Genomic DNA, 24,715 nt, shown 5'->3' on the forward strand with positions numbered 1-24,715 from the left:
TGTGGTGGTTTATTGTTTTGGTGTTTAGACCTGACAGGTTTCAGAAACCTGTCAGGTCTTAGTGTTTTTATACGGTTCTAATTTTTCCTGTTAGTAATTGTTGCATCAATCCTTTTTTCAATTGCTGATATTCTGTCTTTTTATTTTGCAAAACCTCTAGTTTGTTGTCAACTCTGGTGAGGATGGTGGCTATTTTTTGTTGCTCTTCAACTGGTGGCAGAGGGAAAGGATATTTCCTTAATTGAATTAAATCAACACCAGTTTGTCCACCGCTTCTTTGAGACAAATTTTCAACAAATGCCCATACATTATATTGACTAATATAGTAATATAAATATTCGTCATCTAATTTTTCTTTATTTGGAATTGCTTTTAACAATGCTACATTGTACGCCCCTTTTAGCCCTCTTAGTATTTGGAAAATCGGAGGACCATATCTTCCAATCATGATATCATTTTCATTACATCTTTTACGAGCTAATTCCTCAGGTATGTAAGTAACATATTTATCTGACTTATAATCTCTAGTTTGAATCAACCTGATGTACCCATCTTGCGGCTCATATTTAAATGTACTTCGTGGTGGTTGCGCACCTCCTGAAAAAGAAACTATATCCCCAAAAGTACAATCCTCCCAACTCTCAGGAATCTCACCCAAAGGAGAATCTTTAAATTTGGTATGGCCAATACCTTTGGTCAGCAGCTTTTGCATTAGGCCTTTTTTAAGCTGGGTATTTTCGGTTATTTGCTGCTCAATGTTCTCTATTTTTTGATCTACTGTTGAGAGAATGTTGGCTATTTTTTGTTGTTCTGGGAGTGGAGGTAACGGAATATTTACTTTTCGAAGCATATCTAAATTAATAACCTGCTGTGCTGATCCAACCAAGTTCCCTAATAAATTCTTTTTCCCAGAAGCAGAGCTTAAGTATTGTTTAATATAATTGGAATCGATCTCATTAGTTATTCGAACAATTCCAACTTGACGGGCAATATTTGCTCCTTTTAATTCCATTGGAACAATTGCACATTCACCTGGATATCCTACCAAAGAAACCAACAATTCTCCTCCCCTTAATATTGTTCTTGTATATTTTGCTGAAACTTCATTTGTTATTGTTCGAAGGTTATTGTTAATTTTCCCACTCTTAATATCACCTCCTCTAATAAATAAAACTCCATTAATATCTTCGGGACCTGGTTGTACAACCCCGTAAGAAATTTTCGTATTAGGTTCATTAATCTCTGATAAATTCTTTACGGTCCACTCCTCAGGAATCTCCCCTAAAACCGTTTTCTTATACCCCTCTCTCATAGCCCTAGCTCATTTAAGAAGTTCGCCAATTGCAGGTCAATCTCTTTTTCTTTTTCCTCTAAGGATTTGATATTGGCTTGTACGGCTGCCAGATCAATTTCTGGTTCTGGCTCTGAAGTATCGATGTAACGTGAAATGTTCAGGTTATAGTCATTCTCTTTGATTTCATCCAATGGCACTATGCGCATGTATTTGTCTACATCGGTTTGGGCATCGTAGGCAGCCATGATTTTTTCAAGGTGTTTGTCTTCCAACTCATTTTGGTTTTTACCTTCCTTGTAGTCGTTGGAGGCATCAACAATCAGCACCTTATTTTTCAGGTGGGCTGCTTTCTCTTTGTTAATGATCCAGATGGAAGCAGGAATGCCCGTATTGTAAAATAAGGCTGATGGCAGGCCAACAATTCCTTCTACGATATCGGCTTGCAATAAAGCTTTTCGAATTTTTCCTTCGGCACTGCCACGGAACAATGTACCGTGTGGCAATACTACACCAGCTTTCCCATCAGCTCTTAACACAGCAATCATGTGCTGCAAGAAAGCCAAATCGGCATAGCCACGTGGTGGGATTCCAAAGTGGAAACGTCCGAAAGGATCACTGACTTTCTTGGCATAGTTTGGTGTTACCTTCTTTTCCTTGCCATTTTTGTCCACCTTAATTTCCGGGTTGATTTCGGCAGGTGTCCACCACTCTTTCGCTGAGAAAGGAGGATTAGCAATCACACGGTCATAGACATCAAGTGTTGTGTCATCACTTTTGTGTTGTGGATTCACCAAGGTATCACCTTTGCGCAAATCGGCATCGGAAAAATTGTGCAGTAGCATGTTCAACTTTCCAATGGCCCAGGTACCAATGTTTTTTTCCTGTCCGAAAAGGGAAACGTTAATGTTATCGCCCTGCTTTCCTTCAGGTTGCTCTGCAATGTAACGAGCCGATTCTATCAACATACCACCCGAACCACAGGTTGGGTCGTAAATGCGTTGACGAGGCTCTGGTTTAATCAAACCTACAATTAGCTTCACAACACCACGAGGCGTGTAGAATTCTCCTCCTTTTTTGCCAGCATCGTCAGCAAATTGCTTGATCAGGTACTCGTAAGCATCACCTAATAAATCAGGCGTATATAAATCGGCATTTCGTAAGGAATATTGATTAAAGTGAGACAACAGGCGTTGAATTACATCATCGGGCAATTTGTCCTTGTCACCAAACTTGGTGGCGGTCATTACGCCTTCCAAATCTTCATTGTCGCGCTCAATGGCAGCAAAAGCTTTGTCGAGAGCAATGCCAATGTTCTCGGTTAATTTCGTCAACTCGTTCCAACGAGCTTCCACAGGAATTTTAAGGTAAGCATCGGCCTTGGCATCTTCACGCGTAAGGCTTGGATCTTCTTTCATGGCATTTTCCACCTCTTCCTCGAACACATCGTTGGCGCGTTTTAGGAATAGTAATCCGAAAATGTAATTCTTAAAGTCGGAGCTATCAATATTGCCCCTTAGTATGTTAGCGGACTCCCACAACCAGGATTCCAGAGTTTCCAATTGTAATGTCATAATGTATGTAATTAGGCTAGCGAAGATAGAGAATTATTGGAAAGCTAAATACAACTAGGAGTGCGATTCCTCCAATTTTTGTAAAGATTTCTTCCTCCCCTTCAAAAAGTCATTCAACTGCTTGTATACTGTATAAAGGCCATCCTTTTTTAGTGCACTGACAATAAAAAAACTCAGGTCATGTAAGTCTTTTAAGTGAATGGCATATTCATTACTGGCAAAATGATCCCAATCCTTCTCTTTCTCTGTAAAAAACTCATCTCTTCTGATGGATTCGGTGTCTTTAGAAAAATTAATTTGTCTAAACTGTGATCGTTTCTTTAGGAGCTTGTTTCTTAGTTCAACGATAAGATATAGTTTTCCTTCCGTATCGTTCAACAATTCACCATAAACAACGGTAATCATTAAATCTTTATTAACAGGCGATTGCATGTACCTTAATCGTTTTCCACGATTTTTATCTTTGGGCTTTACAAGTTTTAAATTGCCACCTAACTCTTTACATGCTTTTTCAATTTCTTCTTCAACATGAGTTTGAACATGTTTTCTGTATTTTACAACTTGATTAATTTTCTCTTTATGAGCAAGAAATAATTCTAACTCATCTTCCTTTATATGACTCATGCTTAAGTTTTTTATATTTTGATGTAAATCTTCCAGAAACACCAAATATTTAGGATTTGCCTGCTCTTTGTAATCGTTTAACTTGTTGATCACCTCATTCATTAATTCCAAATGGGTAACATTTATGAAATTCTCATGTCCGGTAAAAGGGATTTTCCTAAGCGATAAAACAACACCTATTTTCTGATCTCTTGATATACTCTCCCAATAATCATCCAAATCGTTATTCAAAATGTGATACACCTTATTTTCAATAATAATTGCAACTAAATCATTGGTGAAGAGTAAATCAATTCTGCCTTCTCCTGTACCAAACTCTGTTCTGATACTAAACCCATTCTTTAAACTGCTAAAGCTTTTGTGTACATTCATCTTCCTTTCAAGAATCTCAAGAAAAGACGAAATGAATAATTTTTTTAAGCCATGCTCTTCATTTACATTAAAGAAGAAGGCATATAGGTTTGAAAGCACATTCTCGTAATGTGGTTGTTTGGCAATTCCAAGAAAAGTTTTGGGTTTGACTTTAATTTTGGGAATATCGGTTTTTTGCAGAAAATCCTGCAGTTCTGATAAGACGTATGTCATATTTTATGCTGTAGTCGTTAGAAATTCTTTGGCATTTTTAATCAAGTTGGGAATTTGCTTTTGCATGATTTCCGCATTGGTCCTGATCCACTCGAAATAGCTTTTCCATTGTGCTTGATTGTCGATCTTAAACCTTGTTGAAGTGCTAATGACTGCTCCTTTGTATTTTTCCATATCGTCGAACACCACCTTGTTGTTAAAGAAAGACTCAATTTTGCTTTTAAACTCCTGCTTGATGATGCTGTAGTACTCCTTGTCTACAAAATAGAAATCGACCTTTAGTATGTTCTTACCTGTATTCAGTTTCACGGCTACCCAGCCTTCTGACATGCCAATACCGATGGTATAGTAAGATGGCGTTGAATTCTGTGCCTTCCCTACTTGCAAGCTACTGTCATTCTCGGTACAATAGGACCTGAACTCTTCAATGAAGTTGATCTGCTTTACGCCAACCTCTGACAAGGTGCTTGATTTCTTACTTCCGCGCAATGCTTTCGACCACTGGTTGGGTTGGGATACGATATTAAATTTTGGAGCGTATTTGGAGGAATCGATCTGCCACAGTTCCATTTTAATGCCAAAGAAGTTGATCTTCTCATTGGTATTTTCGTTCAACCAATCCAAGGCCTGTTTGTGCTCTTCTCTAAAGTCCTTTACAATCCATATGATGTACTCGGCTTCGTATCCTGAGGCGTAGGTAATGATTTTACCCAGATGATCGTGATTGGTCTTTTCCAATTGGTTTTCTATCACAACTTTTTTACCGGTCTCTACTTCGTTTGCCAATATATCAATATAGAAACTACCTGTTCGGGCTTCTGTTTCCTGTAGGCTTAAGTTAATGCCTATCTCCTCGCTAAGTAATTCCAGGTTTTCTTCTTTGCTCAACCATTTTGAAAAGTCGGTTTGTTCATTCTCCCAAATGGTTCTTAGGTTGTCAATCTTTTTTAGTTTGCCAAGATTAATTGTCATTCTTTGGTAAGTTTTAGTAGTAATTCAACGAGAAACCAAAATTAACAAAATAAACAATAAAGAAAAGAAAATGCCTTATTGAATTTTAGCTACACAAATCTCCTTAATCAAAGCAATCATCCTAAAACCTCAGATGAAAATTAATGGTTGGCCCGTGGTGTAGAACTTTAAATCGGTATAGGAATATAGCATAAAAAACTCCCCTTCAAAAAGGGGATTCATTATAAAAGTATTTTAACGCCTTATTACTTCGGTAGTCTAGAAATATTTATTCAAAGGGCTATCCCATTCTGAGTTGATGGTAATTGTAAAGCTTGCACCTTCTGATGATCCAGAGTTCTCAAACATCTTACCCGATAAAGTTGTTACTCTATTTCGGGCCAATGGCACTTCTTCAATGGTTTTGTTTGCCAATAGATTATTTTACATCTCTAGCAAGTCTAAATCCTAAATCTTTGCTTTTGAAACCGCTAATTGAGCTCATTAATAAATCAAAAGATGAAGAACTCATTTCTTCTTCCCTATTTACCTTATTTACAGTGTCGTTTTCAACAGTTACTGTTTCTTTCTTATATTTATCTTTAATACTAGAAATTTTCCCTATATAGGAATTATAAGCACCTCCTGTTGCTAATAAATCAAATTCCTTCTCCTGTTCACTTACCATCTCCCATACGTTTCCTAGAAGATCGTAGAATCCATTTCGATTCATTTCTTTAAGCCCTACTTGGTGGGTTGTATTTAAGCTATTGGTGTTGAACCAAGTATTCGCGGAAGAAATATATTTTGGTTTACCGATATCCGCATCTTCTATGGATCCACATTCCCAAAATTTTCCATAAGTAGCCAATTCCAACTCCGAAATTGTAGGAAGTCTATAATTTTTCCCAGATATTTTATTAATCAAATTAATAAATGATATTACTTCTGATCGGGTTACATTTTCGACAGGTCGTTTGTCCCCTTTAAAGAAACTAGGATTATACCCCATAATAATTTCCCACTGTTGCTGGGTAAGTTCAAATTTACTCAGTCTGAAATCTTCTACTGATACTTTACAAATAACAGGTGAATAGTTTCCATCCTTATTTACGGAATAAGCATTTGGATCTTCCCATTCCATAGATTTTCCCTTCACCAAAATCATGCTCTTCTCTATTTCTACAATAACATCAGCTCTGGTAATTTGCTTTTTTATATTCTTGTTTTCCGACTTCTTTTTTTCATTTATCGCATTCTGCTTCTTATCCCCTAGAGTCGTTTTTTTATTAACACGCAACTTATCAGGTGGAATAAGAGTTACTTTCTTGTCATTTTGGGTGGTACTTTTCTTTTGGGACTTACTTACCTGTGGTTCGTTTTTCTTCGAATTTGTTTTTTTCAGATTCACCACTTCATTTTCATCCTTTATTTGATCTTCATTTTTTGCATCATAAGAATCATACCACATTACACCTAAAAGTATCATCAATATGCACACAAAAGCTATTCTTAGCCATAACACATAACCTTTCCTTTTAGGCTTCTCCTGTTCTAGCATTATTTTTTTACTCGGATTTACTGGAATAACCCTTTGAATCTGATCGTACAATTTACCCAAGCTCTTATCAGGATTAGGAGAAGCATCAATACAATGTTTTGCCCCTAAAAAATAGTACATATTTTCATTCAAAAAAACATCTTCTATTTTATAAGGAATAATTAAAAGCTTATTTTTATATGCCAATGATAACTCAGTATTAACATCATCGGATTGGTTTGATTTCTCAGATATAATCAATACAAACACTCTACAGTTCCTAATTCCTCTCACTATTTCTGCAGAATAATCCAATCCAGGTCCAACATCTCGAGGGGCTATCCAGCATTTTACTGACTTAGATTCCAAAAAATGACACATTGAATCGGCAACCTTTTTATCTTTTGAAGAATGACTTATAAAAATGTCGTACTGTTTATGCATGTGAGTGGTTTATTATATTAATTGATATTGCAATTTGATAAGTGTAGTATTTTTTTAAGTCATTAGCTTCATTTAATAGGCTGAATTTTCTCTAAGCTTACTAAATTACTTAGGATCATATATGCTAGAAATAGACCTTTAAATCAGCACTCAAATATAACCAAATATTAAAACCAATTCTTCAACTTTTACCAATGGAATATCAACATTAAATCGACTCTGCATACAATCAATCCTACCTAAATACAAAAGAAGCATTTAAGATTACTAATAAGTTACTTCATTACATTTTAGTGAAATAGCTGTTTTCTATGGCTTTTCCTAGCATTGGCATTCGTCTACAATAGATTTTACAGTTCCAATTAGCTTAAAATTGTTGAAGTTATTCTTCAATAAATCTTCATTTTATCAACTCGATAAATAAATCACACCATTTATAAATATCACGAGGGTGTTTTGATCATTCAGGACGGCATTTCGATAATTACAAGTTGAAAACCAACACTTTAACATGAAGAATTTTACATGATTTACTTACATTTAGAAGTTGATAAAATTAAACAAAACCTTATCAACAAAGGCATTTTGCAGTAATAACAAAATATTATAAAAATAACTCTAAAATCTGTTTTATGAAGTTATCAACAAACGAAAACCAGACCATACTGGATAAAAGGCAAGAATACTGGGAAAGCTTCGAATATTACGCTGGAGAGATCGAAGAATTTAAGTCTATGATAGATTCTGTGTGCGATGCTGAGACAAGCCTGCACATTGAAGATACTGATGAATACTCGGAGATCAGTAGTGATTGTAAAACATTGGCAGAAAGACTTAAGAGTGTTGTACAGAATTCTAATCAACTTAAAGATGAGATAAACCATTCTCACAAGTTAATTTTTGAGCTAATTGAGTCTGGTGCTAATATGGAAGGTGAAATCAAAAAGGCAGAAAGCAACATTAAAACCTGCTATTATCTATTCTTTTTAATCGTTCCCTTATTGTTTATTGGCAAGTATAAAAAACGCAAATTAGACCTACAAGCAAAATTAGAAGACAAAGACAATACAAAAGCAGAATTAAAAGCTAAGATATTTGCAGCTAAAGACGAATTAGAGAAACTAAAGACTTCTTTTTCTGAGAAAGTTATTTCTATCGAAAATTTGATAACCGATTATTTCATAAATGAATTAAACCGTTTTGCCATCGAAACCAAAGAACAACTGATTAAGAAATCGGTAGTTAATTATTACGATTGGGATGAAGCGGTTTGGTCGAAATGGACAGAAAAGGACTTTAAGATAAATTCGGAATTGTGCATTGGTAAATTTCAGGAAAAACGTACCAACCTTTCCTTTAACTTACCTGCATTGGTCCCATTTATTGGAAAGCGAAAAACCATAGTTCTTGAATCGGCAACAGGCAATTCGAACCAGGCAAAATCCCTATTCGAATCCTTAATTATGCGAATTGCCCTAACCCTACCTCACCAAGTATCTTACACTTTCTTAGATCCAAATGGTTTGGGTGAAACTTTTAGTTCGATAGCAAAAGACGTTGAAGTTCGCGAAAACAATGGAGATACCTATCGGGTTTTGGAGGCGTTAATGGAGGATACTCAAAGAATTATTGCTACCTATGGTTTATCTAAACAAAGACCTTTTGATTCCATTGCGGATAACATCCTGATCAATGAGAAATTCGAAATGATTTTTGTTGCTGATTTTCCCAAGCAATACGATAGACGAGAAATTGAATTGTTACAAAGAATTGCAAACAATGGTCCTACGGCGGGTAAATATGTATTTATTCATCACAATAAGAACTTTGAATTTCCACGCGAATTAAGCATGGATATTTTTGAATCGACTTATGCTCTTAATTTTAACAATTTAAGCCAATATGGTGGTGGCGAGTGTGAACTGGAGTTTATTCCGGACAGCAAGCCAAACGAACAGATTAAAAAGGTTTTAATTGAGAAACTTAAAAACAGTAAGCCACCAGAACGTAAGGTAGAATGGGCTGATGAAATTGCCCTGGAAAAAGACAATTGGTGGCTGGAAAAAGCAATCGAAAACATCGAAACCCCAATTGGGCGAAGCGGTAGTTCCGACAAGCTAAACATTTGGTTTGGAGCCAAACAATCAGAAGGTGGACGTCCTTGTGCGCACGGAATGCTGGCTGCAATGACTGGTTCTGGTAAATCGAATCTATATCATGTTTTAATCTTAGGATTAGCCATTCGATACAGTCCAGCCGAACTGTCGATGTATTTAATAGACGGGAAAGATGGTGTGGAATTTCAATCCTACAAAAATCTACCACATGCTGAATTTATTTCATTAAAATCACAACCCAAACTATCGCGAAGCATATTGGATGAATTATTAGAAGAAAAGGAACGTAGAAATAATCTGTTCTCAGATCATGGTGTAAACGACTATGTAAATTTCAAAAAGAAACATCCTAAGGAAGTGTTGCCGCGAATTCTCTTACTGGTAGATGAGTATCAGGAATTGTTTGAAGGAGACAAGGATGGCTTAGCTTCCAATACACTAATGGCTATTGCACAGCAGGGACGTAGTGTTGGTATCCATATGTTTCTTGGATCACAAAGATTTAATGTAGTAGGAATGCTTCATCAGGCAGCTATTATGGGGAATATCCACATGCGTATTGCCATGAAAATGTCGCTTTCCGATCGTCAGGCCTTAACAGAATTTGGTAAGGAAGGAAAACTAATTATCGGCAATTGTAACCTGCCTGGTAAAGCAGTTATTAATGATCAGAGTGGTGATGATGGAGCCAATCAATTTGGTAAAGTAGCCATTATGACAAAACCTCAGCGCGATGAACTTATCGATCAGCTAATTGTGAAATCCAAAGAATGTAAAATATCTGATGATTTATTGACAACCAATATATTTAATGGATCGGAACAACCAGATTTACTTGATAATCCTTATCTAAATCATTTGATCAAATCAAACGATTGGTTAAGCGAGGAAGAACTTCAGGACTTTGCACGAAAGGAACTTCACAAAGGTGGTTTAGGTGAACCGGATTGGTTCTCAGGTGAACAGCCTGTTACAGGTTGGTTGGGACAAGAGTTCAATGTACGTGGTTATTCTAAAATAATTGTTCGTCGCAGACAGCGCGAGAATGCATTAATGATTGGAGATAATAATGAAGCACGTTTCGGAATGATGCTTTCCTTAATCACCAGTTTGGTTTTGAACCATAGAACTGAGAAAAATGTTTTCTATATTATCGATAAAACCATTAAGGGAGCCCCTTGGAATAAAGCACTCCGCTTTATTACTGATGACTTGTTAAATCCTTTGGGAATCCGTGTTAAGTTGATATCGAAAAACAGTGAAATCAACGATATCATTCATCAAATTGACCAGGAGCTTGAACAAAGAAAACAATCTGAAGATCCTGAAGAAGAAGCTAATATTTTCTTATTGGGTGCTGATTTGGACAAATCGGATGATTTTTGCCAGGTTCCTAATAAATATGGTACGATGGAGGATTCTGAATTGGGTAAATTGCTGCAAAAAATCTTTACCAATGGACCTTCAAAAGGAATCTATTCTTTCTTTTCTTTCGAGAGTGTAATGTCGATGTTAAACGTTATTTCAAAACGAAATATCGATTTCTTCCGTCATCGTGTAGCATTACAAATGTCAGAAGACGACTCATTTACTTTCTTAAAGAAAAGAGATGCTTCTCGCCTGCAGCTTGATGGTAAAAAGCCTATCTGTGGTTTCTACATTGACATCAATAACAACAAATCATCATTCTTTAAGCCTTATTGCTTAAGTGATAATTTGTATCAACAGATATCAGAAATTGGTCAAACTCTTAAAAATAGGTAATTATGGGAATGGATGAAGTACATAATGTGATGAATATCTTCACACAAGAGTTGGAAGAATTTAATGAATCCGTTAAAATCTCTTTTGATGACTTAAAACAAAACCATGATGCCGTTTCACCGATTTGGGACGATTCGATGCGAAAGGAATACGATTCTAAATGGTTATCGCTGGAAGAGAGAATTGAGCAATACATTGGCTCGGAAGGAAATTCTTATGTTGAGGTATTAATAGAAAAAATAGAAGCAATTAAAGGATATTTATATGGCAGTTAATGTTGATCATTTAAAAGAAGGTCTAAGAGAATATAATCTAAGCCTAAACAATCATTTGGAACAATTGCAATCTGATTTTGACTCCTTAATGGGACATTACGCTCATTTTAAACAAGAGTATGAAGGTCAAGCTGCAGAAGAATTTAAAACCGTTTGGGAACAAACCGCAATATGGTTCGACGACTATATTAAATCAGCTAAAAATCTAGCCATTACATTGGAAGAAAGAGTTGATTCCTTGGATCCTATGTAGTGAATTCTGTTATGGCAATTGATTGTTTTCAATTGCCATAACAATATTAATGTATAAAGTTTTCCTCTATCCTTTTTAAATATCATTATTATGGGAATTAATAATCCGGATGTGCTTGTTCCAATTCTTGATGAGCTAGATGACAAATTTAAGCGATGGAATTATTTAGCGTCAGATATTGCCAACGAATCGGAACAACTGCAAAAAATATCATTCGACCAGCTTAGCAGCAAGAAGAACAAAGTTTTTCTTTTAAGCAACCAGGTAGAAGATGATTTTGAAGCCATTAAGAAAGTAAAAGATCAGATTTCCAACTTGGAGCGTCAATGCCAAAAAGAACTGGACGAAACCGATAGACTAAAAAAACAGACTTCTAAGCTATTACAATCAACAAAATCGGAACTCTCCTACTGGAATGAGGAATTGAAAAAAGCAATTTCCTGGTTAGAAAAGGCACAAAACAGGCTTAAGAAAGCCATAGTAAACCTGCAAAGAGCACAGGATGAAGTTGAGCGTACTGCAGCAATAAAACAAAACGCTGAAGCTGCCCTTTATAGATGCTACAATCGTACAAGAACCGATAGTAAAGGAAATACAATTGAACCTGATTGCAGTAGTGAAGAGAATCGTTACGATTCGGCAAAAGCAAATTATGACCATGCTATTCACCAACTTAAGCTAGCGCAAGAAGAAGTTGAAGCTGCCCAAGAGGAAGTGCGAAAGGCTGAAATTTGTCTCACCCGTTGCAGAAAAGGTGTCGAGCTTTCAGATCTGAGCGTAAAATTAGCAAGTAAATCAGATAAATTGGCTATAGAGGCCTTGGGAAAAGCCGAAAAATCAGAGGAAGAATGTCATTCAGCTAAAATGCATGCCCGAAATGCAGAAGACATTGCTTTCGAAGAGAAAAAGCAATTGGAAAAAGCCCAAAGTAGTGTAAATAGAGCATCGGAACAGTATGATGAATCGGAACAGAATTCGAAAAGTGCATTGGAATTAAACGATTCAGCTCAAAACTATTGCTCAAAAGGGACTCAAGAATTAGAAGTTCGAGTTGATTATTTAAGAAAATTTGCAAACTCGGTTAGCATACATCCGAAAAAGGCAAATCACAATTCTAATTAATCCGCGCAAAAAGCTCATAAGCCGTAAATCATGGATAAATTAACAAAAAACATAGAACTCCAACTTTGGGATTTTGGACAAAACACCAGAACACTTCAGGAATCGAGACAGGAAATAGCAAGTGGATGGGAGGATAATGCTTCTCGCGAGCTCAACTCACGTTTCTTTAATCCACATGAAAACGATTCAGAGAAATCAATCCGTTTTTTTCATGATCAAGTAGATAATGTAAAACAAATGGAAAATGAGTTCGTGATTATTGAAACTGCAGTTGAAGAGGCCAATAAACTATCTGGTGAAATCGATAGCTCGCTTCAATACAGTAGAGCAGATATCAAACAGGCCTATCATACATTAGACGAATGTATTTATTCCAAGAACCAATCTCTTGATTACTGTAAAAATACTCAGGACAAATTGGATAAATTGGCAAAATTGAAGCAATTGCATAATTCTGGAAAATATTGATTTAGCTGAATTGATGCAAAGAAAATAATTTGTCCAAAAACAGTTCATAACCTAGCAGTCTATACAATGCTAAATGAGAAAAGGAAGTGCTTCAACACTTCCTTTTTCATTCATCCCTTTACCACAACCAAGGGTTCCAGTTCTACCACTATTTTAACCAAGTCTTTTTGGTTTTCCATTACTTGATGGATGTCTTTATAGGCTCCAACATAAAATCATCGCAACTACAAATCCTAATAGGTCTGGTATAACCATTGCGACGAAATAAAATTGGGGTTTAATTAGTCCTAACTCTAAAAAAACACTTCCGCCTATACCCTTCTCCTCAGTTTGAAAACACTAGCACCTCGCATGGTTACGAATGGATGTATTTACCTGATAAACAAGCAAAATTAAAATATCACTCACGCTTTTATTTGGAAATCAAAGAAATAATTCTCTAAATTTATGTAACAATTCAACCAAGAAACTACTAAAAAAGTAAGCGATTTTGATAAGGTAGTAGTTGTAATTCGCCCTCAAATTTTAGCAAAACCGTTATGTGCAAAAAAGAATCATTTCAACATAAATAAATCGCATGAAGAAAAACATAGTTGTATTAAGCCTAATTATTTTTGGATTATTGTCATGCGTGGAGGAATACACATCAGCAGACTACCTGAAGAAAGTTGTTAAGGAAATGGAGAAAATTGAATCTGCAACTTATTGTGTCGAACGAGAAGCTTGGCAACCAGGCGATACTTCTGCTGCTTTCATAAATAAACGGTACGTAGAATCATATAGAAATTCATCAGACACAACAATTGGTTCAAGTTGGGCTATTTTTGAGACAGAAGAGAAAACCCATTTAGAATTCGCTTATGATGGCAAAATTAGAACTCTTATTTATGATGATGTAAAAGGAATAGTTATAGATAGTTTTAAAGTAAGGAAATTACCGTTCAGACCAGTAACTCCTCCGTTTTTCAACTATACAGAAAATATCATTAAGTACATCCTAGAGAACAATGATAGTACTTCGTTAGAACAAAATGATTTAGGCGAAGAAGTCTATCTAAAACTAACAATTTATGAGGATAGACAAGTTGAATTCTTTGGCAAAGCTCATTATATGCCAAAAAACCCTTACACATTTGACCCGACATCTATATATGAATTGTGGATCGATAAAAAATCAAACTTACCTCGGAAAGTGAGAAGAGAAATGTCTCATGACATTTCTGTTAGCTCAGTGTCGGGTTATGAATTCAATAAACAACGTATTAAAGACTTTGTTGCTTCTGATTTTTTTCCAAAAGATTATGAAATAAGGCAATATGGTCAAAAAGGAAAAAAAAGACAGCTTAATGATTTGATTGGTAAAAAAGCTCCTGATTGGATTTTACAAAATGACATCAAGCAAAACATTTCACTATCGGACTTGAAAAGCAAAGTGCTGATGATACAATTTACAAGTGTGAGTTGTGGTCCTTGCAGAGCTTCCATTCCTTTTTTAAAGGATTTGTCAACGGAATATGATAAAAGTGATTTTGATTTTGTAGCAATAGAAAGTACAAGTAAGAATACAAATGTTTTAAAAAGCTATATGAAACGTAATGACTTTGATTACAAATTCTTGCTTTCTACAAAAGACGTTTTAAATAAATATTCAATTTCATCATTTCCAGTATTTTTCATACTTGATGAAAATAGAATTGTTAAAAAAGTGATAAATGGATATGCTAATGAAAAAACCGACAAAGAAATAAGAAGCCTGATTAATAAAATGATATAAAATTCAGCGCATAACATTTGCATAAGTAATGGCAGGCAAAGTGTTAAATATGAAGGCTTACAGCCCGCTTCAAAATTATATCGGGTGGTATTCTATATCAGTATAAAAAAAGCTTCTCAGCATGCCGAGAAGCTTTTCGCATTTTATTCTAAGCTTTAATGAATACTAACATATTGGCTATTATTTTCACTTTGCTCGTTTCTGAGTTACCTCATCAAACTTCTGCTGAATCTCTTTGGAAAGTTTACCCGTTTTAGCGTATGTACCCGGTATCTCTTTTAACCAAGCTGGCCCAACCTGCTCGAAAGTTAATGGCTTACCTGTTAATCCTTTTGCTATAATGGCTGGAATATCCAGATCAATCCCTTCCACATTGTAAAATAGCGCTTCATTAGTAATCAACTCTTTCGAAATGTACTTTTCGTAAATGTCTTCTCTCTCCCCTTTCACTTTCTTTGAAATCGACTCTAGACCATCGGCTATAGCGAATCCAATATCAGCATTAATGGCCTTATTTTGCTTCCAAAGGATGTTTCTATCGCTGTCATCATGCTTGTAGAACAAAGGAAATTTAGCAGTTTTATTGGATACAAATAAATTCCCTCCTATATACAAATCATGCGGAAACTCTAATTTCACACCTTTTTTCTTGCAATAAGCTATGCGACGATCTAGGAGTGCACTGAAGTTAATGGCGAAACCATTGTTCTTATCAAAAAAATTGTTCACAATACGGATATCATACGCCAAGGCATGCTCATCTGCTTTAGCGCCGCAATTTAGAAACAAGGCAGCTTGTCCCCTTTTCTTTAAGGTAGTAGGCAAGTTAAAATAGTTGTTGGCAATAATATGATCGCTTCCCCATACAAATACGCCACCATACTCACGCTTTGTGTCTGTTCCAATAAAGAAGTTATTCAAAATCACCTGACGATCGCCATGACGCAAATTCATTGTGCCATAGCAGTTCTTGTAGGTATTGTTGTAATATACATTCTCCATGGACTTACTGGTAATGATCTCTGGTTCTGAATCCTGACGATCAAAAAGGTTGTGATCTACCAAGCATCTGCCATAATCGGAACGCCAGTAGCCTACACGTATGCCTCCTCCTGCATTACCGGGTTTGCGAGGGTTAGAGAAGTAGCAGTGATCAATTCGATGGTACATGGGAATGCCAACAATGCCTTTTTTCTTTTTGTCTTTACTCGATACATTGTTCAGGTTAATAACCTGATCAAAAGTGATCTTCTCAGTAAATGCACAATGATCGATACGGCAGTATTGAGGAACCTGACCATCTTCGGCTAAAGAGGTGGTGATGTAAGCCGAATTTGCCTGATCGAAAGCATGAAAGGCACACTGAGTAACTCTGTTATGGCTGGCATAAATCGCTACCAATCCTGGTCCATGAGATTTCCATTCCTTTGAGTTTCTGTTTCCATCTTTAAAGTATATTCCATCTAAAACACAATACTCACCTCGCATTTCCACTTTCGCATCGCCTGTAAAAAACACTTTTCCTCTTTGCTTGGCGCGGATTACAATTGGCTGTTCAGCTTTCCCGGAGTTATTCAAGATCAATTGGGCATTTTGGTACTCGCCATTTGCGATAAAAAGGGTATCTCCTGCCTGTAAATCCCTGACTTTTGATTCCAATTGCTGAACTGTTGACACCAATTGATTAGAGGCATTGGCTTCTCCTAATCCACTAAAAAATATAAGGTGAAACACAATCACCAATGTATAACTGAGTCTTATCATTTAATTGATTTTTTATGAAAATGTATCGTCCAAAGGTATTGCCAATTCCTTATTTCAACTGTTGAAATTGTTCAAGTTTATACCAGAAATGTACATTAATAAGCATTCTGAAGTTTTAGAATTATTCAATTTTCCAAACTTTAAAATTTTTATATCGGGCATTTCGCGTATACATGTGGCGCAGACCAATTCGCCCATACTCACATGTTGGAAACATGGAAGCATTCCAGGTATATACTTTTCTGTCTTTCGAATCAGCTTTGTTTTGAATGTGCATCTCAATCTGCTTATGGAATCGATATACAGAAATATGGTAGCTTACATTTGGCTTGAACATTCCTGTTTTCCATCTTCTTTCTCCAATCATTGTGCCTTTTAATCCTTTTATTGCAGGATTGTATCTACGGGCACTGATGTAATCATTATCACCCGAATATTGATGTGCATCGAAGGCTGCATAACTAATGTGGTAAGCATTCATATGATTAAAGTAGGTTCGCATATGTGGCACCTTACGTTTGTGATTCCACAATGCAATATCCGAAGGGTATTCAGCATCTCCTTGCCCACTTGCATGGAAATATAAGATGTTAACGCAACGAGTTGTAGTATCTGTTCGTGTATAATCGTACTCAATACAAATATTCCCACTGAAACGTTGCTTGGTCCAAAGTACAGTGTGACAAGTATCATTTCCATGTTCCGGGCCGGCAATCAACTCCATCCCATCTTTCGAATTGATCACCTTTGAGCGCTTGCCATCCAACATCCATTTCGATGTCCAATCTTCAGTTCCGCTATCTTCAAACAACAAGTTTGATTTTGTCCATTCCTTCTTCTCTGTATTCTCCTGGCAAGCCAATAGTACAATTCCTACTATAAGCAATAATACATATCTTATTTTCATGATTAGCTGATTGTATTTCTAATTTCCTAAACGATGATCTAACTGTGTTTGGTAAAGGGACGGTAAATTCATTTTTTGATTCAAGCCTTCCACATAAATCCATTCGTCTGATCGATCATCAGTTCGATTCTCAATGCTTAATTCTTTCTCGGGATGATGCACTCCAACCACAATGGTACGCAAATACAATTTATGACAATCATTGTGCAATTCATTTTTAAAGCGCTTGGGATCTCGCCATACCCAGGAATGAAACAGTTCATTCCATCCATCATGATTGCCACCACTCATCTTCAATCCCCACAATACATTGTATTCGCCTGCATGTGGGATATTCTGAGGTGCACCTCCCCCAGCCATACGTGTAAGATTCGTAACATCTTCATACAAATTATACATGGGTGGACAAAAGGCCTTGCCCCCAATACCATGAAAGTCAACAGGTGAAGGATGTGTCAGGTGAATTCGGCGGTAAACATTCCCAAAGCAAGCTCCTTCCAATCCTGGTCCGTGTGTATATTTCGCTTCTACCTTTATATCCTGCACCAGGTTATCGGAGGAATGGTACATTTTTGCACCATAATGCCCATCGTATCCGGTCATTGTAACATCCGAAATGGTCACATTTCGACTGTTGATCAAATGGGTATTCTGTACATAGTTTGTGGTATGGATGTTCCTGATCCATCCGTGTGCGACGCGCTGCAAGCAGATAGCTCCCCATCCGTAATCATGCTCACGTGTCAAATGGTGCTTGTAGCCTCCCTTATAAGCACATTCGAATCGGAAATTTTCAATTCCCACCTCTTTTAGCATGGGAATTTTTACCACAAAGGCATCAAATTGAGTAAGTAAATCTCTCCTAAGTGACTGTTTCAACTTAATGATACTATCGGACAATACCTGATCCACCTCCAGAAAATACTGAAACGATGCTTGGCGTTCTTTTCCAGCTTCTAAATAAGTCTTCATAAAAGGATCGTATTCTTGCGCCAGGGGCTCCATCAAATGATTTAGCAAATCACTTTCGTCCTTGGTATTTCGCATGGCAACAATGATAATATCACCTTTATTAAGACCATCCGTTCTGTTTAAATGCAGCTGATACTCTCCCTTTTTGGCATCACTTAACAATTTGGAATAAACAGCCTCCTGATTGATATCAAAAAAGTGATCCGTGCTCTGAAGGGCCAATCCGGTATGAAATACAAAGGGTGATAACCATGGAGAATTGTCCTCAGCTTGTGTAGTTTCGCTGCCTGAATAGATAATGGTTCCATCCTTTCCTGATCCTGCACCCCTCATCACAATATTGCTATGGTTGATTCTGATGATATCGGTTTTTGATGTATCCATATTAACATGAAATCTACCTTCAGGAAAAAGCACTACACCACCTCCATTTTGTCCCGCAGCATCTACAGCTGCCTGAATTGCCTTGGTATCATCCAGTCCATCATTTGCAATTGCACCAAAGGCAGTAATATCAAAAATCCTGGATTCTACATCTGGAATGTTATCCTCACCGTAATGATAACCTGCATATGAAAAATCAGGGAGAATGCTTTTGTCTCCATTTTTTAGAAAGTCATTTAGCACATTAACTTCTACTTTCTCCTTGCAGGATACCAATAGCGTTATCACTACAAGAATCAAATGTATTTTAGAGTTCTTTTTCATTTCTGTTTACCAAGTTAAATTTTGTTCTATATGGAATACTGCAGGTAATCTAATGAATTCAAAACTCAATGAAAGAGAATCTATATATTACCTATGCTTTGATTTGCTCAAGCCGCATGGCTCTTACTTTTTATTCATCAAATGATTTCTTAAAAAGGAATTCATGAGCTCCCTTCGGTCGGTTGCATTGATCAAAAAGTAAGCAAAAAATCTAGGGCGTGTAAGCTCAAACTACTTCTACTTGAAAAATTTAAGTGCGGCGGGATGATCTTCTTAATTCTTCGAAGCTTTCCCGTCTTACTAAAAATTTTTCTACGTCTAATTAGCTTGACCTTCCAATGCCCATAATGGGAGCCGATGCAAAATAATGGTCAGGAATGATAATTCTAATAGAATTACCCACTATAAATCATACAGGGTCAAAAAACAAATGTTTACTTTAGTTCTAAGGATTCAATTTTCTTAAAATCATTGCCTCGTATGGCAGTAAACTCCTCAAGCATTTCATTTAACTTTCCTGGATTAGACACTGCCAAATTGTTTTGTTGCCCTTTATCGTCTTTTAAATTGTAAAGCTGATACTCCGAAGAATTCCCCAATTCAATATTTACTTGTTCTTCAACAGCTGGTCCTTCATAAGGTGGAATCATGATCCAATCCCCCTTTCTAAATGCTGTTCTGGTAGTGGCTTCAATCACAAGCTCCTCACGTCCCTGTTCCGATTTTCCCAGGAAAACATCCAGCAACTGCTCACTATCTTTCGTTTTTACATCACTCTCAAGCAAATGCGCCAAAGAAGATAATAAGTCTACCTGGCAGATTAATGCATCGGATACCACTGGTTGAATTTTTCCTTTCCAGTAAGTGATAAAAGGTACTCTAACACCGGCTTCAAACAGGCTGTACTTTCCTCCTCTAAAAGGTCCGTTAGGTTTATGATCTCCTAATTTTTCTACTGCATCATCATAGTAACCATCATTTAAAACAGGACCATTATCACTCGACAAAACAATTAATGTATTCTCTAATAATCCTTCCTGCTCCAATGTTTTCATGAACTCACCAATACACCAATCCGCTTCGGCGATTACATCTCCTCTAGGTCCAAGATCTGATTTTCCAACAAAACGTGGATGTGGTGTACGTGGCACATGAGGTTGTTGCATGGCATAGTAAAGGAAGAATGCTTCATTCTTGTGTTCTTTCACGTAAGCCTGGGCTTTTTTAAGAAAATGATCTGCCATATCCACATCATTCCATTTGGCAGACTCCCCACCTTTCATATATCCAATTCTTGGAATTCCATTTACAATGCTGCTGTTGTGGCCATGATGCCATTTCATGCTTAGCAATTCCTGATTGTCTTTACCTGTAGGCTGACCTTCGAAATTCTTGTCATAGTTAACTTCTATCGGATCATTAGGATCCAGTCCATCTACATATCCATTATCGATATATACCGTAGGTACACGATCCTGAGTTGCTGCCATAATATAGGCTTCATCAAATCCTACTTCGTTAGGGCCTGGTTTTACGTGCTCATTCCAATTTACAACTCCTGTTCCTAAACCAAGATGCCATTTCCCCACTATTCCTGTATGATAACCTTTCTCCTTCATCATCTTTGGAATGGTCATTTGTTCGGTACCAATAAGAAGGGGTGCTGTTCCCGGCAGGATTTTAGCTTCCTTGTTTCGCCATGGATAAACACCCGTAAGCAGGCCATATCTGCTAGGAGTACACGTAGCTGAAGTTGCATATCCATTTGTAAATCTTACTCCACCATTGGCCAGATTGTCAATATTAGGAGTTTGAAGCCCTTTTGCTCCATAAACTCCAAGATCACCGTAGCCCAGATCATCAAGATAAATTACAACTACATTGGGTTTAGCTTCATTTTGAATCTCCTTACTTTTATTCTTATTCTTACAACCATTTAAGCCTGTTAATGTTGCACAAAACAGTGTAACAAACACCAAAGCTTTATCTATTCTTCTTTTCATTTGCTAATTATTATTTACTCCTGTATTTCTCATATCAGAACTTAATCTCATCTGATTTTATACAAAAAGGGTGTTCAATATCAGCAATGGATTTCTAACAAATACCTTGTATGTCTTTTTTTAACTATACCTGGTTACTTATTAGAAATTATTGATTTTGAACACCCATTCTAAATTACATCTTCAATTGTCCTTATGAATACGGAATTAGTTTTTTGTGTTTACGTTTCTGAAACCACATATCATTCGCCATTTCTAACTTATCTGCTAAGTGTTTCAATAGTTTTTTGGCCAATTTTGGATTAGACTCAAGGCTAATTTTATGCATTTGATAAGGGTCCTTCAAATTATCATAGATAAATGCTTCAATGCCTTTCTTATTCTTCGATTTCTTTACCTCCTTTACACAAAGGGTATATCGCTCGGTCATTACTCCCTTGAAATTGTTATTCATCAGCAAAACAACCTCTGGTTTTTCTACACTCTTTGATTTTAGATCGAAAAGTAAGCTCGAAAAATCAATCCCCTGAACCTCTTCCGGAATCTGTTCCTGCATTCCTGCCAATCCCATAATGGTTGGCATCATATCAGTTACTCCAAGCATTGCATCGTTTATGCCCGTCTGTAATTTTTCAGGCCAATGGACAATAAAGGGTATCGCTACTGCTTCGGTTTCGATTACATTCTTCCCTTCTAAACCATGACTTCCCAACATCTCACCATGATCTGAAGTGAATATTACAATGGTATTATCAAGAATACCCATACTTTCCAATTCATTCAATACTTCTCCAATGTATTTGTCGGTACTGGTAACATTGGCAAAATAATGACGGGCATATTGTGCCACTTCCAAATCAGCATTTTCACGTACAACCAAACTTTCATCTACATTTTTAAACTTATCGGTATCGTAATGCGCTCTCAACTGTTCCATATCAGTACTTTTATCAGTCCACGGATTATGAGGCGGATTAAGAGACCAAATCATAAAGAAAGGTTTGTTTTCGTCGCGCTGATTTCTCTTGTTTTGAAGGTAAGATATGATAACCTCAGCCTCGTTTTTAGCGGAAAACTTCTTAGGTAGATGCAATTCTCCATCACTCTTTCCATCAATTGTGTATGGATCGTTGGAGTAAACATGTGGATTGAAATGTTCGTCCTTTAAGGCCTGATAAAAATATTCAATGCTATGACGTGAAGCTCCGGGAGGCACATAAGTATCATATCTATTCACATAGTGTCCACCTGGTTCATCAGTTGTTCCTTTGTAATTTCCATCCTTGTCAAACAAAGGTTCTGTTTTTTCCCAATGGCATTTTCCAAAATAGGATGTATTGTAACCTGCATCATAGAATAGATCAGTTATACATGTAATATCCTTTTTCAATTGATCTTCTCTTCCCTTACGGCAATTTATAGTAATTCCGTTCTGTTCCGGATACATCCCCGAAAGCAACATTCCACGGAAAGGACTACAAAGAGGATAATTACTAATAGCCTGCGTAAATACAATACCATTATTGGCAAGCTTATCAATATTTGGGGTATGAACTGGATCTGGTTTTCCAACTACATGTTCTCTATATTGATCTTGCGACCAGTATCCTGAGCTGTATCTACGAAGTTGATCAGGAAAAATAATCAACACATTGGGTTTATCATTATCTACCTTCTTTTGTTCTTTAGCATAGCCTCCTATTGAAAGAAGACAACACAAAACTATAAGACTTATTTTTAACTTCATAAACTACTTTTTAATCATTAAAACATATTTATACACAAAATTGTCTTTTTGCGGATATTTAAAAACTCATATGGTGCCATATGAGTTTCAAATTCCTTTTTTGGCATCCATTTAACCGTTCAGGCACTACTGCCTGAACGATTTTGGAAATCTTACCAACCCGCTTTCTGGTTCAATTCATTATTAATTGCCACCTCTTGGCTTGGATATGGTAAAGACAAATGTTTGTTTTCATCGAAGAAATTTCCTGAACGCAAATATGCTCTATGAGACTCGTTGGTCGAAATATAATCAGGATCACCCTTAATGCTGGCATTTGTTTCTGCAAGTTTTGTTCCTAATAATTCCCAACGAATCAAATCCTGTTTACGAAGTCCTTCAAAACACAATTCACGCAAACGCTCATCAACAATTTCATTAAAGAAGTTTGTATGGTTTGCAATCGCGCCTGGTTTTTCAGTTTCAATAGCTCCTAATCCTGCTCTTTCACGAACTGCATTTAAATATTCAATGGCTTTAGCAGTTGGACCATTATTGATTTCGTTGGCAGCTTCAGCATACATTAACAATACATCAGCATAACGAATCACTGGAAAATTAATCGAAGTAAAACTTTTACTTAAAGTACTCACTTTTTCAAGTACCATATACGGTTCAGTAGTTCCACTTGCAGGAGTATTCGTTAAATCCTCCCAATTCATAGGTTCCCAACGACGGAATTTGCCTGGGCAAAACTGTGGAGCCATAGCACTCGTTACTTCTACTATATCTCCCTTTTTGGTGTACTGGTAGTTTGCAATGTTCCAATCTTTTCTTTGGTCATTTTCGTCGTAAGCATTTCTATGGTTAGGAGTTGTATTAAACATGGCATAAGATGCAGGATATCCATCCTGTCCTCCACCATATGAAAAGGCTACTCCATTTAAAGCACCAATACGACCATCAACCATGATTCCCAATTCTCTTAAGTATGAAAAAGAGATTTCAAATAGAGACTCACGTAAATCGTAATTGTTTTCAATGTAGCTCAAAAAGTGTTTACGATATCCTAAATTGTCGCCTGCAGATTGGTGCAAACCATGCCAACCATCATTGATTATGATTTCACACTCCTCAATTACATCCTGATAATGATCTTCTTTAAGAGGATTACCAGACATTTTTAGATAAACTCTTGCCAGTAAGCCATGAGCAGCCATTTTATTTGCTCTTCCTGACTCATATTTTGGATTATTGGCATGATATAAGTGCTCTGAAGCAAATTGTAAATCCTCAACCACTTGTTCATACACCTGTTTCATTGGTGAAGGAGCCAAATGATTGTCTGATTGATCTTTTGTGAAATTTAAACGCAAAGGAACATCTCCATACCAGTTCACAAGATGGAAGTAGCATAATCCGCGTAAAAATCTGGCTTCAGCCAATAAGCGATTGTATTCCTCTTCTTCAAAAGCTGATTTCTTAAGCTTTTCATTAAACATGTTGGCCATGTTAATGCTAGAGTAAAGGTTGGTCCACAAGTTCTTTACGTAATTATCAGCGGCAGTATGTCGATATAAACCAACGGTCCAGTTCTCATTGTAACGACGGTTATAGTATCCCTCATCGGTACCTGATTCCATGATAATGGAAAGTGCTTGACCATATACATTATCAGTAGCCAACAGAGAATAGATTCCAGACAAGGCAATTTCTGCTTCAGTCTCGTTGGAATAAAATTCATCAACACCCCAATTGGATTCAGGAGTTACATCCAAATGATCACAACTACTTGTCATCCCTCCGATGACAAGTATTGCTATAATGAAATGATATATATTTTTCTTCATTTT

The 24,715-nt window shown here is 36.6% G+C and carries 18 protein-coding genes and 1 pseudogene; 6 read left to right on the top strand and 13 right to left on the bottom strand.

What is annotated here, in order from left to right:
* Window positions 1–67: 67 nt before the first annotated feature.
* The 6 genes from DF185_RS00110 to DF185_RS00130 all read right to left on the bottom strand — a co-directional run bounded on the left by DF185_RS00110 (window position 68) and on the right by DF185_RS00130 (window position 7,009).
* On the bottom strand, window positions 68–1,312 hold the full coding sequence (locus tag DF185_RS00110; protein ID WP_110358694.1) for a restriction endonuclease subunit S: 1,245 nt from the start codon (window positions 1,310–1,312) through the stop codon (window positions 68–70).
* Window positions 1,309–2,865: a type I restriction-modification system subunit M gene (locus DF185_RS00115; protein WP_110358695.1), complete on the bottom strand. Its 1,557-nt coding sequence runs from the start codon at window positions 2,863–2,865 to the stop codon at window positions 1,309–1,311. The genes DF185_RS00110 and DF185_RS00115 overlap by 4 nt, the downstream gene beginning before the upstream one ends.
* A gap of 54 nt (window positions 2,866–2,919) precedes the next feature.
* Window positions 2,920–4,074, bottom strand: a complete 1,155-nt coding sequence (locus DF185_RS00120) for a PD-(D/E)XK nuclease family protein (protein ID WP_110358696.1) — start codon at window positions 4,072–4,074, stop codon at window positions 2,920–2,922.
* A gap of 3 nt (window positions 4,075–4,077) precedes the next feature.
* The gene (locus DF185_RS00125; RefSeq protein ID WP_110358697.1) at window positions 4,078–5,046 is read right to left on the bottom strand and encodes a DUF4268 domain-containing protein; all 969 of its coding nucleotides are present in this window, start codon (window positions 5,044–5,046) and stop codon (window positions 4,078–4,080) included.
* 258 nt (window positions 5,047–5,304) lie between these two features.
* Complete coding sequence (locus DF185_RS23520; RefSeq protein WP_165835897.1) at window positions 5,305–5,460, bottom strand: hypothetical protein; 156 nt, start codon at window positions 5,458–5,460, stop codon at window positions 5,305–5,307.
* 4 nt (window positions 5,461–5,464) lie between these two features.
* The gene (locus DF185_RS00130; RefSeq protein ID WP_110358698.1) at window positions 5,465–7,009 is read right to left on the bottom strand and encodes a TIR domain-containing protein; all 1,545 of its coding nucleotides are present in this window, start codon (window positions 7,007–7,009) and stop codon (window positions 5,465–5,467) included.
* Window positions 7,010–7,641: 632 nt separating this feature from the next.
* Here DF185_RS00130 and DF185_RS00135 point away from each other — a divergent pair.
* The 5 genes from DF185_RS00135 to DF185_RS00155 all read left to right on the top strand — a co-directional run bounded on the left by DF185_RS00135 (window position 7,642) and on the right by DF185_RS00155 (window position 13,008).
* Complete coding sequence (locus DF185_RS00135) at window positions 7,642–10,890, top strand: FtsK/SpoIIIE domain-containing protein (RefSeq protein ID WP_110358699.1); 3,249 nt, start codon at window positions 7,642–7,644, stop codon at window positions 10,888–10,890.
* Window positions 10,891–10,898: 8 nt separating this feature from the next.
* Entirely contained in the window at window positions 10,899–11,165 is a 267-nt protein-coding gene (locus tag DF185_RS00140; protein WP_133249911.1) for a hypothetical protein, read from the top strand.
* Window positions 11,155–11,418: a hypothetical protein gene (locus DF185_RS00145; RefSeq protein WP_110358701.1), complete on the top strand. Its 264-nt coding sequence runs from the start codon at window positions 11,155–11,157 to the stop codon at window positions 11,416–11,418. The genes DF185_RS00140 and DF185_RS00145 overlap by 11 nt, the downstream gene beginning before the upstream one ends.
* A gap of 90 nt (window positions 11,419–11,508) precedes the next feature.
* Entirely contained in the window at window positions 11,509–12,540 is a 1,032-nt protein-coding gene (locus tag DF185_RS00150; RefSeq protein ID WP_110358702.1) for a hypothetical protein, read from the top strand.
* A gap of 30 nt (window positions 12,541–12,570) precedes the next feature.
* Window positions 12,571–13,008, top strand: a complete 438-nt coding sequence (locus DF185_RS00155) for a hypothetical protein (RefSeq protein WP_110358703.1) — start codon at window positions 12,571–12,573, stop codon at window positions 13,006–13,008.
* A 110-nt stretch (window positions 13,009–13,118) separates the two neighbouring features.
* Here DF185_RS00155 and DF185_RS24130 read toward each other — a convergent pair.
* A pseudogene (locus DF185_RS24130) lies at window positions 13,119–13,202 on the bottom strand (hypothetical protein); the annotation flags it as partial.
* A 383-nt stretch (window positions 13,203–13,585) separates the two neighbouring features.
* On the opposite strand from DF185_RS24130, the gene DF185_RS00165 reads away from it, so the two are divergent.
* The gene (locus tag DF185_RS00165; protein WP_110358704.1) at window positions 13,586–14,782 is read left to right on the top strand and encodes a TlpA family protein disulfide reductase; all 1,197 of its coding nucleotides are present in this window, start codon (window positions 13,586–13,588) and stop codon (window positions 14,780–14,782) included.
* Between the two features lie 186 nt (window positions 14,783–14,968).
* On the opposite strand, the gene DF185_RS00170 is transcribed toward DF185_RS00165, so the two are convergent.
* The 6 genes from DF185_RS00170 to DF185_RS00195 all read right to left on the bottom strand — a co-directional run bounded on the left by DF185_RS00170 (window position 14,969) and on the right by DF185_RS00195 (window position 24,712).
* On the bottom strand, window positions 14,969–16,546 hold the full coding sequence (locus tag DF185_RS00170; RefSeq protein ID WP_110358705.1) for a chondroitinase-B domain-containing protein: 1,578 nt from the start codon (window positions 16,544–16,546) through the stop codon (window positions 14,969–14,971).
* A 121-nt stretch (window positions 16,547–16,667) separates the two neighbouring features.
* Window positions 16,668–17,453 carry a DUF1961 family protein gene (locus DF185_RS00175; RefSeq protein WP_207784533.1) on the bottom strand — a complete coding sequence of 262 codons (786 nt, stop codon included), beginning with the start codon at window positions 17,451–17,453 and terminating at the stop codon, window positions 16,668–16,670.
* A gap of 18 nt (window positions 17,454–17,471) precedes the next feature.
* On the bottom strand, window positions 17,472–19,133 hold the full coding sequence (locus tag DF185_RS00180; RefSeq protein ID WP_110358707.1) for a DUF4955 domain-containing protein: 1,662 nt from the start codon (window positions 19,131–19,133) through the stop codon (window positions 17,472–17,474).
* 434 nt (window positions 19,134–19,567) lie between these two features.
* Window positions 19,568–21,136, bottom strand: a complete 1,569-nt coding sequence (locus tag DF185_RS00185; protein ID WP_110358708.1) for a sulfatase family protein — start codon at window positions 21,134–21,136, stop codon at window positions 19,568–19,570.
* A gap of 193 nt (window positions 21,137–21,329) precedes the next feature.
* Window positions 21,330–22,883 carry a sulfatase family protein gene (locus DF185_RS00190; protein ID WP_110358709.1) on the bottom strand — a complete coding sequence of 518 codons (1,554 nt, stop codon included), beginning with the start codon at window positions 22,881–22,883 and terminating at the stop codon, window positions 21,330–21,332.
* 152 nt (window positions 22,884–23,035) lie between these two features.
* Window positions 23,036–24,712: a RagB/SusD family nutrient uptake outer membrane protein gene (locus DF185_RS00195; protein WP_110358710.1), complete on the bottom strand. Its 1,677-nt coding sequence runs from the start codon at window positions 24,710–24,712 to the stop codon at window positions 23,036–23,038.
* Between the last annotated feature and the right edge of the window lie 3 nt (window positions 24,713–24,715).

The sequence above is a fragment of the Marinifilum breve genome (assembly GCF_003202155.1).
Lineage (GTDB): Bacteria > Bacteroidota > Bacteroidia > Bacteroidales > Marinifilaceae > Marinifilum > Marinifilum breve.